The sequence below is a fragment of the Thermostichus sp. MS-CIW-38 genome (assembly GCF_054058415.1).
In genome coordinates this window covers 1-13,903 of the sequence record NZ_JBSSAH010000026.1, presented here as the reverse complement: position 1 = coordinate 13,903, position 13,903 = coordinate 1, and the positions used below count along the sequence as shown (strand labels likewise).

Below are 13,903 nucleotides of genomic sequence, written 5' to 3'. Positions count from 1 at the left end.
AGCTATAAGTCCCGCGCTGTATGCAAAGCATCAGCGTCGGGATACATGGACTCCCCGCACTTGTCGATTCTCTCGATGGGATAAGACAAGTATTTACCATCAGCCATGGCCTGTGCAACAATGCAGTATAGTACCCAGGGACTCTGGGGAACGGAAACCGCCTGCCAAGTCGGTCTGTCGGGGGTCTATGACCTACGATAAGTGGCGTGGGGCAGGAATGCCTAACCGCGAGGTTAGGAAGCCCGCACTGTACCCGTAGGGTCAGCGTCGGGAGGATGTCACTGAGAGGTACCCCTGTCCCGGCAAAATCACGGACATTGCGAGTAACCAGGGTAAGTCCGTAAACCAAGGCTGTAGCAGCCAGTTGTTTGTCAATCGCATTTTGAGAGTGAGGTACGCACAGGCTTCCCCATACCTGGGCTTCGGTAATTGTGAAATCAAGAATGTGATCGGCATAGTCATCGACAACCGTTTGCAGCCACCTCTCCAGAAGGTTGGCTTGCAGATGATCGCCGCGATCGCGCATGAGTTCAACGCCTCGGCGGAGTTCGCCCAGCGTGATCACGCTGATGTAGATGCGGGCCTCTTGCTCAATGGCAGTTTGAAGAAATTCTTGAACCCCGGAGTTGGCTTGACTGTGTTTGCGCAGCTCACTGATGACGTTAGTGTCAAGCAAATACGTCATGGGCAGTGTTATCTTGCACCCGCTCAAAGTCTGAATCGTTGCCAACGTTAGGTATCGATCTGAGCACTTCGGCAAAGGACTGTTTCGCAGGCTGGAGTAAGACTTGCTCTAGGATTTTGCGGTGTTCGGCCTCTGCACTAACGCCGTGACGACTAGCCCTTTGTTTGAGAGCTTTGACAATGGCTTCGTCAACATTGCGAACAATTAACGTGGCCATAGAGCGTTTCCTCGATCGGCAGATCCCTGGGCGGCTTTGCTGCGACGATAGCATTGACATCATCTAAAGTTCAAGTTTTCCCGTCTATTGATACTGATGAAGAAGCTGCCCTTTTGCGGGTTGCCCCAGAGAACTCCTGCCTGCCAGGGATCCAAGCTCTGCCTGCTGTGCATAGCCTTTGAAAGCGCAACACTCAAAAAAGAGGGATCCCGATGAGCAACTTGACCTGCAGGTGACCTCTACAATAGAAGGCTGACTCTGCCACCTCTGGGATCCCTATGCCGCGCCGCACCGATATCCACAAAATCTTGCTCATTGGAGCGGGGCCGATCGTCATTGGCCAAGCCTGCGAATTCGACTACTCGGGCACCCAAGCCTGCAAAGCCCTGCGGGAAGAGGGCTATGAGGTCGTTTTGGTCAACTCTAACCCCGCCACCATCATGACGGATCCCAGTATGGCGGAGCGCACCTACATCGAGCCGGTGACGGCGGACTTTGTGGCCAAAATCATCGAGCGGGAACGCCCCGACGCTCTGCTGCCCACCATGGGCGGCCAGACGGCCCTCAACGTGGCGGTGCAACTGGCCCAGCAAGGGATCCTGGAGCAGTACGGGGTGGAGTTGATTGGGGCCAAGCGGGAGGCCATTGAAAAAGCCGAAGACCGGGATCTCTTCAAGCAAGCCATGCAGCGGATTGGCTTGGCCGTGCCCCGCTCTGGCCTGGCCCACACCCTGGAAGAAGCCAAGCAGATTGCCCAGGAGATCGGCTATCCCCTCATCATCCGCCCGGCCTATACCCTGGGGGGCACCGGTGGTGGGGTGGCTTACAACCAGGAGGAGTTTGAAGAGATCTGCGCTGCCGGCTTGGAGGCCAGCCCCGTTTCCCAGATCTTGGTGGAGGAATCGGTCATCGGCTGGAAGGAGTTTGAGCTGGAGGTGATGCGGGATCTGGCGGATAACGTGGTGATCATCTGCTCCATAGAAAACATCGACCCAATGGGGGTGCACACTGGCGACTCCATCACCGTGGCCCCGGCCCAAACCCTCACCGACAAAGAATACCAGCGGCTGCGGGACTACGCCATCGCCATCATGCGGGAAATTGGGGTGGAAACGGGGGGATCCAACGTGCAATTTGCCGTCAACCCTGCCAACGGCGAGGTGCGGGTGATCGAGATGAACCCGCGGGTCTCCCGCTCTTCTGCTTTGGCCAGCAAGGCCACCGGCTTTCCCATCGCCAAAATTGCCGCCAAATTGGCAGTGGGCTACACGCTGCCGGAGATCCCCAACGACATCACCCGCAAAACTCCGGCCAGCTTCGAGCCCACCATCGACTATGTGGTCACCAAGATCCCTCGCTTTGCTTTTGAAAAATTCCCCGGCGCAGAGCCGGTTCTCACCACCCAGATGAAATCGGTGGGGGAGGCGATGGCCATTGGCCGCACTTTTCAAGAATCCATCCAGAAGGCCCTGCGTTCTTTGGAAATCGACCGTCCCGGTTTTGGCAGCGATAGGCCGGAGGTTTTCCCCAAGCCGGAGGAAGTGCGGGCCAACCTGCGCACCCCCAACCCCTTCCGCCTGCTCACCATCCGCACCGCTCTGCTCATGGGCTTTTCTGCCCAGGAGATTGCCCAACTCACCCACATCGATCCCTGGTTTATCGACAAGCTACAGGAGTTGGTGGAGGTGGAGCAGGCCCTCAAGGGGCGGGAGCTGGGATCCCTGAGCGCTGACGACTTGAGACACCTCAAGCAAATGGGCTTCAGCGACCGACAAATTGCCCACCTAACCGGATCCACGGAACATCAGGTGCGGGCCTGCCGCAAAAGCCTGCGGGTGATCCCCACCTACAAAACTGTAGATACCTGCGCCGCCGAATTTGAGGCTGCTACCCCCTACCAGTACTCTACCTACGAGAGCGAGTCGGAGATTTTCCCGGCCCGCAAAGAGAAGGTGATGATCTTGGGAGGTGGCCCCAACCGCATCGGCCAGGGGATCGAATTCGACTACTGCTGTTGTCATGCTGCCTTTGCCCTCAGCCGCCTGGGTTACGAAGCGATCATGGTCAACTCCAACCCGGAAACCGTTTCCACCGACTACGACACCGCCGATCGCCTCTATTTTGAGCCGCTCACCCATGAAGAGGTGATGAACTTGGTGGATGCGGAACAGCCGGTCGGCCTGATCGTGCAATTTGGCGGTCAAACTCCCCTCAAGCTGGCGCAGGGGCTGGCGGCAGCCCAGGCTCCCATCTGGGGAACTTCCCCCGATTCCATCGACATTGCTGAGGATCGGGGGCGCTTCGAGCGCATCTTGCGGGAGTTGGATATTCGCCAACCGGCCAACGGCATTGCCCGCAGCGTGGAAGAAAGCTTGGAAATTGCCCGCCGCATCGGCTATCCGGTGGTGGTGCGGCCCAGCTACGTCTTGGGGGGACGAGCCATGGAGATCGTCTATTCCGACCAAGACCTGCAGCGCTACATGCAACTGGCGGTGGCGGTGGATCCGGATCGTCCGGTGCTGGTGGATCAGTTCCTGGAAGAGGCGGTGGAGGTGGATGTGGATGCCATTGCCGACCGCACCGGCGCTGTTACCATCGGCGGCATTCTGGAGCACATCGAGCAGGCCGGGATCCACTCGGGCGATTCGGCCTGTGTATTGCCCAGCCGCACCCTCAGCCCCGAGGTGCTGCGGGTGATCCGCGAGTGGACGGTGAAGTTGGCCCAAGCTCTGAAGGTGGTGGGCCTGATCAACGTGCAATACGCCGTCCAAAAAGGTCAAGTCTATATCCTGGAGGCCAACCCGCGCGCCTCTCGCACCGTACCCTTCGTCAGCAAGGCTATCGGCCATCCGCTGGCGGACTACGCCGCTCAGGTGATGAGCGGCAAAACTCTGGAAGAGCTGGGCTTTACCCAGGAGGTGATCCCCTCTCACATTGCCGTCAAAGAAGCGGTTTTGCCCTTCCACAAGTTTCCCGGCACCGACACGCTGCTGGGGCCAGAGATGCGCTCCACCGGCGAGGTGATGGGCATTGACACGGACTTTGGCCGCGCTTACGCCAAAGCCCAACTGGCGGCGGGGCAGAATCTGCCTCTCCAGGGGACGGTGTTCATCAGCGTCAGCGACCGGGATAAACAGGCGGTCGTCCCGGTAGCCCGCGAGTTTGTGGAGCTGGGCTTTCGCCTATTGGCCACCGAAGGAACCCAAAAAGTTTTAGCCGAGCACGGGATCCCGGTGGATAAAGTCCTCAAGCTGCACGAGGGACGGCCCCACGTCATCGACGCCATCAAAAATCACCAGATTCAGCTCATTATCAACACCCCTTCCGGTGTCGAGGCGCAGCAAGATGGCCAAAAGATCCGCCGCACTGCCCTGGCTTACAAGATCCCTCTGGTGACCACCTTGGCAGGGGCCAAAGCCACCGCGGCTGCCATCCGTGCTTTGCAGTCGGGATCCCTGCAGGTGAAGTGCTTGCAGGATTTTTTTCCACCCAGGAATGCCCCAAGCAAACTTCTGGAAGCCCCATGAAGAGCCCATAGGGTCTTGCCGGCAGGAGAAAAAGCGGATCCTGAACGACTTCTCTTTCTTGAACCCATTCTTGAGAAACATCTGCTCGAGCTTGGCTGCCATCAACTGCCAGTGACCGACCTTCGCCGGGAAGCTCTCAAAGACCTCCAAATTGCAACATATCGGTGCTGATTTGTATCGACAAATCCATTTTTTTCACAGTCCCGTTGCGAAAGTTAGGGATCCCTGTCGGCGTCCCTAAAACTGTCTAGCCTGAAAGAAGGAGACGCTTTTGGCGGTCGGCGCGGGAAGAGTTTTGCCCCGTTCAAGGAAGCCGACAAAGCAAAGAATGGTTTTGTCTCTTTAGGAGTTGGCCTATGAGTACGGTAATTCGCCGCTCCTCGGCTGCACGGCAGCTCTGGAGTTGGAATGGCTTTTGCCAATGGATAACCAGCACCGAAAACCGGCTGTACATCGGCTGGTTTGGCGTATTGATGATCCCGACCTTGTTGGCAGCAGCCTTTTGTTTTGTAATCGCTTTTATTGCTGCTCCGCCGGTGGATGTGGATGGGATCCGCGAGCCGGTGATCGGCTCTTTGATAGGGGGGAACAATCTCATCTCGGCGGCGGTGGTGCCCACGTCGGCGGCCATCGGCTTGCACTTTTATCCCATTTGGGAAGCCGCCTCTTTGGATGAATGGCTCTACAACGGCGGCCCCTACCAACTGATCGTGCTCCATTTCCTGATCGGGGTGTGGTGCTACCTGGGCCGGCAGTGGGAGCTGAGCTATCGCTTGGGCATGCGTCCCTGGATTGCGGTGGCGTTTTCCGCTCCGGCGGCGGCGGCTACGGCAGTGCTCTTGGTCTACCCCATCGGCCAGGGCAGTTTCTCGGAAGGCTTGCCCCTGGGGATCGCCGGCACCTTCTACTTCATGCTGGCTTTCCAGGCGGAGCACAATATCCTCATGCACCCTGCTAGCTGGCTGGGGGTGGCCGGCGTCTTTGGCGGCGCTCTGCTGGCCTCCCTGCACGGCTCCCTGGTGATCTCCAGCCTAATCCGCGAGACCTCGGAAGAAGAGTCACAAAATGCCGGCTACCGCTTCGGGCAGGAGGAAGTCACCTACAACTTCCTGGCCGGGCACTACGCGTTCTTGGGGCGGCTGGGGTTCCCCGGCCTGGGCCTGAGAAACAGCCGTTCCGTCCACTTCTGGATGGCGGCCCTGCCCACAGTGGGGATTTGGGCGGCGGCGATAGGTATCGGCATAATGGCCTTTAACTTGAACGGCTTTAACTTCAACCAGTCCATCCTGGACAGCCAGGGCCGCTTCATCCCCACCTACGCCGATCTCCTCAACCGCGCCAATCTGGGGATCCAGGTGATGCACGCCCCCAACGCCCATCATTTTCCCTTGCTGCTGGCGGCTCAACCCTAAGGCAGGCTAGGGGCAGTCCAGCCGGAAAGCACGGTGAATAGCTTGCAAGGCCGGGATCCCTCGATCCCGGCGCACTACACAGCTCACCTTGATCTCCGAGGTGGCGATCATCTCGATGTTGATTCCGGCTTCGGCTAGGGCTGCAAACAGGCGAGCAGCCACGCCAGGGTAGGTTTCCATCTCGGCGCCGACAATGCTGACCTTGGCAATGTCGTGATCCGCGTCAACGCCTGCCGCCTGGAGCTCTTCGGCCACCTGCCGGCAGACTGCCTCAGCAGCCATCGCTTGATCCTGAGGCACGGTAAAGGCAATGTCGGTACTGGGGATCCCGTTGTGGTAGCCCCGCTGGCTTTGGATGATGGTGTCCACGATGATCCCAGCAGCCGCCAAGCGCCCAAACAAATGGGCGGCAGTTCCCGGACGATCCGGCACTTTGCGAAGGCCCAGCCGCGATTGCTTCAAATCCAAGGCAACACCGCGTACCGGGTGGCTGTCTTGAGGGGCAGCCGGCATCTTTGCCCGATGCAAGTGGGGGATCACCTGGAACGACTCTCCCAGAGCCAAGGCGGCATCCCCGGCCCGCTCCGCAGCCACCACACAGCTCACCTTGATCTCGGACATGGAGATCATCTGCAAATTGATCCCGGCCTCGGCCAGCACCTGGAACATTTGCGCCGCGATCCCAGGTCGGCCCATCATCCCCACCCCGGCAATGCTGACTTTGGCCACCGCCTCATCCACAATCACCGCTGCACACTGCAGCTCTTGGCCAATCCGCCGGGCAACGGCTGCAGCCTCGGCCACCTGCGACCGGCTGACCGTAAAGGCAATGTCATTGGTGGGCTGGGGCACGGATCCCTGCGGCAAGGAGTCCGTCCCGCTGGCGCAAGAGGCTGTGAACTGGAGGGACTGCAAAATCAAATCCACATTCACCCCTGCTGCCGCGATCCCCTGAAAGAGCTGGGCGGCAATGCCAGGGCGATCCGGCACCCCCACCAACACCAACTTGGCCTGATCCCGATCCAGCTCCACCGTATCCACCGCCAGGCCCAGCTCGATACTGCTGTCGGCAGCACGAGGACGGGGGGGAGGAGAAAGAATGAGAGTGCCCTCGCATCCCGCCTGCAACGGCTCCAAGCTGGAGCGCACCCGCAGCTTCACACCGTAGTTGCGGGCAATTTCCACCGAGCGGGGATGCAGCACCTGCGCCCCCAAGCTGGCCAGCTCCAGCATTTCATCACTGGTGATCTCCGGCAACAGCCTGGCCTCAGGCACCTTACGCGGATCCGTGGTGAAGATCCCCGGCACATCGGTGTAGATCTCACACAGCTCTGCTCCCAAAGCCACTGCCAAGGCCACCGCCGTGGTGTCGGATCCCCCCCGACCTAGGGTGGTGATCTCCAGCTCCGCCAGGCTGGTGATGCCCTGAAACCCGGCCACCACCACCACCTCTTCCCGCTCCAGGTGCTGCCACAGGCGGTCGGTGTGGATGTGCAAAATGCGGGCCCGGCTGTGATCCCGAGTGGTGACAATGCCCACCTGGGCTGCCGTCAGGGAAAGGGCAGGACACCCCAAGCGTTGCAGCGCCAAGGCCACCAGGGCAATGCTCACCTGCTCACCGGTGGAAAGGAGCATATCCCATTCCCGCAACTGGGCCGGTGTGGTCGGGGATCCCTGCAAGATCTGCTCCCCCAAGCCCACAAGGCGATCGGTTTCATCCCCCATCGCCGAGACCACCACCACCACCCGATGTCCCCGCTCCACCGTGTGGGCCACCCGTTGGGCCACGGCTTGGATACGCTCCACAGAGCCGACAGAGGTACCGCCGTACTTTTGAACGATTAAGCTGCGTTCCATGAGAGAAGAACGAGGTCAGGGGCGGTTTGGATCCTACCCTGGATCTAGGCCAAGCCCAGCCCATTTTGCAAAAACGGCGGCACCGGCAGCAGGATCAGCACCAGCAGCGTGAGCATCCCCAGCCCTAGCAGATCCCGGGCCTCGTCCAGTTCCGTCACATCGTTGAGGGCCGGCTCGTCAGCACTGGAAATCACAAACAGCAGCAGCGCCCAGAGCAACAGCCAAGGCTGCACCGTCAAAGCCAGCAGCAGCACCAACCAGCGGGCTACCCGGCCCACATTCGCTCCCATCTGCTGTCCATACACTGCGTGGACAATGTGCCCTCCATCCAGTTGGCCCACCGGCATGAGGTTAAAGGCAATCACCACCAAGCCCAGCCAGCCGGCAAAGGCCAGCGGGTGCAGCTCGATCACCTGCCCCGGCTGCAACTGATCCCCCAGCACCATGCGGGCCAGAATTGCCAGCAGCACCGATAGGCGCGGGTCAATGCGATGAAAACTAATCGGGGTCGGCTGCCCCTCCGGCACCGCGGGAGGGTCTGCAGGCGCTGAAAACAACAGCCCCAGCAACAGCATGCCCAAAGCAACAAGGCTCCCTGCCAGCGGCCCGGCGACGGCGATATCAAACAACACCTTGCGGTTGGGCACCGGCTCTTTCAACTGGATAAACGCCCCAAAAGTCCCTAGGACAAAAGGCACCGGGATGAAATAGGGCAGCGAGGTTTTGATGTGGTGGCGGCGGGCCACCCAGTAACGAGTCCACTCATGGGATCCCAAAATGGCAAGGATCCCGACCGCATAGGGCAACCCTTTCATCAGAGAGGGCAAATGCAGCAGCCGGTCAGGGCTAACCCCAGCCGCGTGGGCCCCAGCACTGAGGGTCGTCCAGAAGGTGAATAGCAACAGCCCCAAAGCCAGCAGCGGCAACTCTCGACTGTCCGCCAGGGAGCGCCGCGCCGCCGGGTTGGGCACCAAGGCAAAAAAGGGCTTGCCGGCAAACCCCTCCTGCAGCACCACCAAAAAGCGTTTGCCGAAAGTGGTTTCCACATTCTGCTGCACCCGCTCATAGGCTTCACTGGGATCCGCCCGCAAGTTGCCCCGGCAGATGATCGCCTGGGGGCGGTACTCCACATTTTGCAAATAAAAGACGTTCCAGGGGAAGCAATGGCTCAGCTTCTCCCGCGGCACTTCGGAGATGGGGGTGTGGGCAAGAGCCAGCGAGACCGGATCTGCGGCGCCGTCTTCCTCCTCTTCCTCTGGCTCAGGTTCCCCAGCCGGCGAGGGATCCGCTTCTGGAGAGGAGTTTTCCACCTCTGGCCGAGGGCCTCCGGTTGAGGGTCGAATACCCCCTCGTCTCACCAAGGTCATGCTGGTAAAGTAGGAGGTGAGAAACAGCAGCAACATCAGCAAGGGAGGCAATTCGTACTGAAACACCTGACGCCCCAGCACCCAAACCAAAGGGGGCAGCATCATCACCAGCCACAGGATCCGCCACGGCACCTTCGAAAGGCGGGCCACACTTTTTTGCAGCAGCAGGTAGGTTGCAGAACCCACCAGCGCCAACAGGATCCAATCTGCCATGAGTTCAAAAAACGGAGGAGAACACCTCTACCAAGCTAGCGGCAAATCCAATCCCCTCGCTACAGCTTGCAGCCGGGATCCCTGAAGAGCCAATTGAGGCTTGGCCTGCCCATAGACCGCCACCATTCCGGGGCAAACTTTTCATTCGCGCGAGCGGTGCGGAGCACTTTACTTCTTGTCAGCAGTGGGGCGAAAAAGAGGGATCCCCTTGAGGCGTGCTTATGCTGCCGGCGTCCACTGCACGGCTTCGCCCATGGGCCCCAACCTCAACCCAGTATCTATTCTGGCCAAAAGGTATTCCCTGTCATGCCTCGCAGGGTGAAATAAACAAATAGAAGCAACAAAAGGGATCCCAGCGTCACCATAGCCGCCGCTGTTGGACTTTTGCGATACAGGCCGACAAAAGGCTGGAGGCCAGCCCAGATCCCCCCCAGCAAAACGGTAATAAAGTAAGTGGGATAACGGGAGACATTCTCGACAAACTGGTCTTCCAGTCTTCTGGGGGGCTGCGGTTGTGGCATAAGAGGCTGGGGCTCCAACTCCTTTTTTCTCAGTGTGCCATAGGTAGCTGTCAACCATCTGGAGGCTGGCCATCTTCAGGGAACTGGCGGCAACTCAAAAAGTGTAGTCATCTCAAACTAGATTGAGACACTCCCCAAACGCTCCGCGCCGCTGCCGCGACCCCCCAGCTCATCTCTCTGGGAGAGGGGGGTTGGAGAGCAATGCAACGGAAATGTTTTATTTCTATTCAAAATGACTATAAATCTCCTCCATTGGCGCTCTTTTGGCAGCCGAGCAACCTCGGCTCCCCAGCCGCTGTGGCACCAACCGACCGGTAAGCAGCCTCTCTGCCGCTTGGCTCACAGCCTCCGCGAGGGAGAAAGTCCATCGTCCCCTCATATCAAAAAGAACATCTACTTCACGAAGAGTGGTTGGAGCGAAGGGGAGACTGCGCAGATTCAGGAAACCGAGAACCTGATATGGTAGGCGTTATCCTGCCTGATCTGCTCTTTTGCTCAGTGCAGCCTCCCCTCTTCATAGACTGATGCGAGAATTGCCCTCTGATCCTTCCAATCGTGCCGGCGTACCCTTTGGGGATCAGACCCTGGCTCTGATGCGCGTCCAGGAGGCCCTGGATCAATTGGAGGCAGCCATTCTCAGTAGCCCTCGCCTATTTTGGTCTCGCACCCTTATTGAAGAGGAAAAGATTCTGGAGCAGTTAGACTTTATCCGCCTGAACCTGCCGACAGCCCTGGAGGAAGCGGAGGAACTGCTGCGCCAGCGGGATCGGATCTTGGCAGAGGCCAATCGCTACGCCCAAGAAATTGTGGCCGCGGCCCAACGTAGGGCTGAGCAGCTCCTCAACGAATCGGCGATTCTGCGACAGGCCCAAGCTCAGGCGGAGCAGTTATTGCAACAAGCCTATCAACATAGTGAGGAGGTGCGGCGACAGACACTGCAGGAATCGGAGCGCCTGCAGCGGGAGGCCCACCGTTACGTGGATCAGGTTTTGCAAGACCTGGAGTTGCGGTTGGTGGAATCCTTGCGGGTGATCCGCAACGGGCGACAAAATCTGCAGACCTAACAGAGAAGAGTCAGACTGGGGCTTGAGCGCTGCCTTCAACCTGTGCCAGGAGCATTTTTATCCCGCGTTGTGCAAGTCTTTTGGAGCGGTGGGTTAGGGATCTCCTGAGCAGGCGAGGGACGGCTCCCCTCGCTAGACTTGAGCAGAAGACGTTCCCCAGCGGCCCTTGACATCCTCTCTGCCCATCATCCTTGGCGTATCAGGCGCTTCAGGGATGCTCTATGCTGTGCGCGCTCTGCATGTTCTGCTCAGCCTGGACTACCGCGTCGAAGTGGTGGCCTCCAAAGCGGCCTATCAGGTGTGGCAGGGAGAACAAGGGGTGCTGCTGCCGACAGACCCCCGCAAGCAGGCCCACTTTTGGCGACAGCAAGCCGAGAGCAGCGGTGGATCCCTAGTTTGTCATCGCTGGCAGGATGTGGGGGCAACCATTGCCAGTGGCTCCTATCGCACGCAGGGGATGTTGGTGATCCCGTGCAGCATGGGTACAGTTGCCAAGTTGGCTGCCGGCTTGAGCTCGGATCTGCTGGAGCGGGCTGCTGATGTGCAGCTCAAGGAGGGACGACGCTTGGTGGTGGTGCCGCGGGAAACCCCCTTTAGCCTGATCCACCTGCGCAACTTGACCACTCTGGCAGAAGCGGGGGCGCGCATTGTTCCGGCCATTCCAGCTTGGTACCACCAGCCGCGTACCATCCTAGATTTGGTGGATTTTGTGGTGGTGAAGGCGTTGGATCAGTTCGGTATTGATGGCGATCTCATTCGCCGCTGGCAGGGGATGCGCCAGCATCAGATCCTCAAGCTGCCCCCTGATCTCTGAGCGGGATCCCTTTTCCCGGCGGCAGGCTGGGATTTGGCTTGGGGGTGTTCCAAGCTGGGGGGGCCCTGTGCCGATAGCCCTCACTTGTGGCACCTTGCCGGGAATAGCTCAGATCACTTGCTGAGCTAGCCGACTCGGGGATCCCGCTGAAGGGGGGTGGGCAAGTCAGGGCAGGTCTCCAGACTGGCCGCCCATTCCCCGATGAGGGTGTTGACCCAGTGAGGCAGCTCGTCGTGGGCGCAGTGGCCTACTCCCGGCAGCTTCACCAAGGTGAGGGCAGGTTGCCAGCGCTTAAATTGGTCTGCCAAAAAACTGGGCACTGCCGGATCTTCTCGGCCCCAAAGTAGCAAGATAGGCATTTTTAGGGTGGGCAGCAGGCGTTTGGGGCTGTCGAAGCGGCGGCAGAGAATGGCCCTCAGACCGTCCAAAAACACGTGGGCTGCCCCCGGCTCAAAGGCCGGTCTCTGGAAGATCTGCACCAGCTCGTCATCCACCTGCTCATCCCGCTTGTAGACATTCTTGATCCAAGCTCGTAGCACCTCGGTTTGTCGCAGCCAGTTGAAGAGGTGGGGATAAGTGAGGGGGCACCCCAGCAACGACAGAATCCCTTCGCAGAGGGCTCGCACCAGAGCATCCCAGGGAGAGGGCAATTCTTCCGGATGGGGCCCATCGGCGCAGCTAATCAAGCACAGGCCCTTCACCATCTGGGGATAGCGGGCGGCGGCAATGACTCCCACCAAGCCCCCGATGGAATGGCCCACCAGGATGCTGGGCTGCTGAATGTGAGTTTGCCAAAACTCGTGTACCTGCTCCACCCACAGATCAACGCTGTAGGCAATCTCCGGCTTGGCACTCTTGCCAAATCCCAGCAGGTCGAGGGCATAGACGGAGCGCTGGGATCCCAGAGGGAGAATGTTGTGGCGCCAATGACCCACTGACGCTCCAAATCCATGGATTAAAAGGGCCGGAGCTGCCGTCAAGTTGACGACACCGGTAAGGGTTTGGGCGCGACTGGGGGTGTAGGTGAAATGGATGGGCCAGCCCCGCCAATGCCAGGTTTGGGAGTAGCCGTAGCGAGGCAAAGCCGACAAGGGATCCCTGTCGCTGCCCGTTGGGGAAGGGGGGGGCGCATCAACAGAGGAGAAACCGGGAGCGCCAACGGAATTGGCGCCGACGGGAGCAGAAGGGGAAGGATGGGAGTCGAGTCCGTGCAAGGGAGGAGTGGGTGATAACAATAGGCTCATCTCCAATTTAGGCTAGACCAATCTTAGTGGTTTCCTCGGCTCATCATTTAATAGGACGTACTTTGCCACCGGTTCTTCTATATCTTCCAGGACATGCCAGCATGACTGTGTCCATAACCCCAGACCCAATGGATGAAGCCTTCGGGATAGACCCGATTACCGCTGCCAGCTTTCGCCAGATCGATCAAGAGATCGGCCCCCACCCCTGGCAAGGGATCCCTTATGAGGTGGTGCGCCGTGCCATTCATGCCACTGCCGACTTTGAGCTGCGGGATCGCTTTTTCTTCGGCCCCAACGCCGTTGAACACGCCCTGGCAGCCCTACGGCAAAAGCAGCCTGTCATTGTCGATGTCAGGATGGTGGCAGCTGGGATCCAGTCAGGTCTGAAAGCCCAAGGGATCCCCCTCTACTGTGCTTTGGACTGGGTGGAGGAGCCCCGTTGGCCCGGTCAAACCCGCGCCGCCAATGGGATGGTGAACTTGGCACGCCGCTATCCAGAAGCCCTGTTTGTCGTTGGCAATGCCCCCACCGCGTTGCTGGCTTTGGTGGAGGAGATTCGGGCACAGCGGGTCAAGCCGGCTTTGGTGATCGGAGTGCCGGTGGGATTTGTGGCGGTGGAAGAGGCCAAGCAGGCGTTGGCGCAAACGGATGTTCCCCAGATTCGCGTGGAGGGCCGCAAAGGCGGATCCCCAGTTGCTGCTGCCATTGTCAATGCCCTTCTCTTGGCAGCTCAACGGGATCCCATCCCCAACTGACTAGAATTGAAGGGATATCTTCAGACCTTTCCCATGACCCCAGAACAAGAGGAGTGGCTGATTCGCAACCTTCAGCAACAACAAGAACAAATCCAAGAAATGCGGGCCGAGCAGCAGCGGTCGGCTGAGCGCTTTGAGGCTCAGATGGTTGAGATGCGGCAGGGCTTTGCAGCCCAAATCTCCGAGATCCGGGCTGAACAGCAACGATCTGCCGAGCGCTTTGAGGC

10 protein-coding genes and 2 pseudogenes are annotated in these 13,903 nt (G+C 59.3%); 6 read left to right on the top strand and 6 right to left on the bottom strand.

The annotated features are described in order from the left end of the window. Positions 1–283: 283 nt before the first annotated feature. Positions 284–697 (bottom strand): annotated as a pseudogene (locus tag ACVWXZ_RS09675) (PIN domain-containing protein); the annotation flags it as partial. Next, positions 669–902: a FitA-like ribbon-helix-helix domain-containing protein gene (locus ACVWXZ_RS09670; protein WP_071818136.1), complete on the bottom strand. Its 234-nt coding sequence runs from the start codon at positions 900–902 to the stop codon at positions 669–671. The gene ACVWXZ_RS09670 and the pseudogene ACVWXZ_RS09675, both read right to left, overlap by 29 nt. A gap of 278 nt (positions 903–1,180) precedes the next feature. Here ACVWXZ_RS09670 and carB point away from each other — a divergent pair, with 278 nt between their 5' ends. Further along, on the top strand, positions 1,181–4,429 hold the full coding sequence (gene carB, locus ACVWXZ_RS09665; RefSeq protein WP_457482454.1) for a carbamoyl-phosphate synthase large subunit: 3,249 nt from the start codon (positions 1,181–1,183) through the stop codon (positions 4,427–4,429). 356 nt (positions 4,430–4,785) lie between these two features. After that, positions 4,786–5,841: a photosystem II q(b) protein gene (psbA, locus tag ACVWXZ_RS09660; RefSeq protein ID WP_457482453.1), complete on the top strand. Its 1,056-nt coding sequence runs from the start codon at positions 4,786–4,788 to the stop codon at positions 5,839–5,841. Positions 5,842–5,847: 6 nt separating this feature from the next. Here the strand turns inward: psbA and ACVWXZ_RS09655 are convergent, their stop codons facing one another. From ACVWXZ_RS09655 to ACVWXZ_RS09645, 3 genes are all read right to left on the bottom strand, one after another. Continuing rightward, complete coding sequence (locus ACVWXZ_RS09655; protein ID WP_457482452.1) at positions 5,848–7,698, bottom strand: aspartate kinase; 1,851 nt, start codon at positions 7,696–7,698, stop codon at positions 5,848–5,850. 44 nt (positions 7,699–7,742) lie between these two features. Beyond that, on the bottom strand, positions 7,743–9,278 hold the full coding sequence (locus ACVWXZ_RS09650) for a site-2 protease family protein (RefSeq protein ID WP_414406340.1): 1,536 nt from the start codon (positions 9,276–9,278) through the stop codon (positions 7,743–7,745). A 278-nt stretch (positions 9,279–9,556) separates the two neighbouring features. Next, on the bottom strand, positions 9,557–9,799 hold the full coding sequence (locus ACVWXZ_RS09645) for a DUF751 family protein (RefSeq protein WP_041436092.1): 243 nt from the start codon (positions 9,797–9,799) through the stop codon (positions 9,557–9,559). A gap of 533 nt (positions 9,800–10,332) precedes the next feature. On the opposite strand from ACVWXZ_RS09645, the gene ACVWXZ_RS09640 reads away from it, so the two are divergent. Then, the gene (locus tag ACVWXZ_RS09640; protein ID WP_238376845.1) at positions 10,333–10,863 is read left to right on the top strand and encodes an ATP synthase subunit B family protein; all 531 of its coding nucleotides are present in this window, start codon (positions 10,333–10,335) and stop codon (positions 10,861–10,863) included. A 166-nt stretch (positions 10,864–11,029) separates the two neighbouring features. Next, positions 11,030–11,677 carry a flavin prenyltransferase UbiX gene (locus ACVWXZ_RS09635; protein ID WP_011431889.1) on the top strand — a complete coding sequence of 216 codons (648 nt, stop codon included), beginning with the start codon at positions 11,030–11,032 and terminating at the stop codon, positions 11,675–11,677. Between the two features lie 125 nt (positions 11,678–11,802). Here ACVWXZ_RS09635 and ACVWXZ_RS09630 read toward each other — a convergent pair whose 3' ends face one another. Next, positions 11,803–12,921 (bottom strand): alpha/beta fold hydrolase, encoded by a 1,119-nt coding sequence (locus ACVWXZ_RS09630; RefSeq protein WP_457482451.1) that lies wholly within the window; start codon positions 12,919–12,921, stop codon positions 11,803–11,805. 101 nt (positions 12,922–13,022) lie between these two features. On the opposite strand from ACVWXZ_RS09630, the gene ACVWXZ_RS09625 reads away from it, so the two are divergent. Next, complete coding sequence (locus ACVWXZ_RS09625) at positions 13,023–13,676, top strand: cobalt-precorrin-8X methylmutase (RefSeq protein WP_414329503.1); 654 nt, start codon at positions 13,023–13,025, stop codon at positions 13,674–13,676. A gap of 33 nt (positions 13,677–13,709) precedes the next feature. Further along, positions 13,710–13,903: pseudogene (locus ACVWXZ_RS09620) on the top strand (hypothetical protein); the annotation flags it as partial.

Bases quoted from the DNA above. Each gene is read 5' to 3' on its own strand.
- ACVWXZ_RS09650 (WP_414406340.1), bottom strand. From the start codon at position 9,278: ATGGCAGATTGGATCCTGTTGGCGCTGGTGGGTTCTGCAACCTACCTG.
- ACVWXZ_RS09625 (WP_414329503.1), top strand. From the start codon at position 13,023: ATGACTGTGTCCATAACCCCAGACCCAATGGATGAAGCCTTCGGGATA.
- carB (WP_457482454.1), top strand. From the start codon at position 1,181: ATGCCGCGCCGCACCGATATCCACAAAATCTTGCTCATTGGAGCGGGG.
- ACVWXZ_RS09645 (WP_041436092.1), bottom strand. From the start codon at position 9,799: ATGCCACAACCGCAGCCCCCCAGAAGACTGGAAGACCAGTTTGTCGAG.
- psbA (WP_457482453.1), top strand. From the start codon at position 4,786: ATGAGTACGGTAATTCGCCGCTCCTCGGCTGCACGGCAGCTCTGGAGT.
- ACVWXZ_RS09655 (WP_457482452.1), bottom strand. From the start codon at position 7,698: ATGGAACGCAGCTTAATCGTTCAAAAGTACGGCGGTACCTCTGTCGGC.
- ACVWXZ_RS09630 (WP_457482451.1), bottom strand. From the start codon at position 12,921: ATGAGCCTATTGTTATCACCCACTCCTCCCTTGCACGGACTCGACTCC.
- ACVWXZ_RS09670 (WP_071818136.1), bottom strand. From the start codon at position 902: ATGGCCACGTTAATTGTTCGCAATGTTGACGAAGCCATTGTCAAAGCT.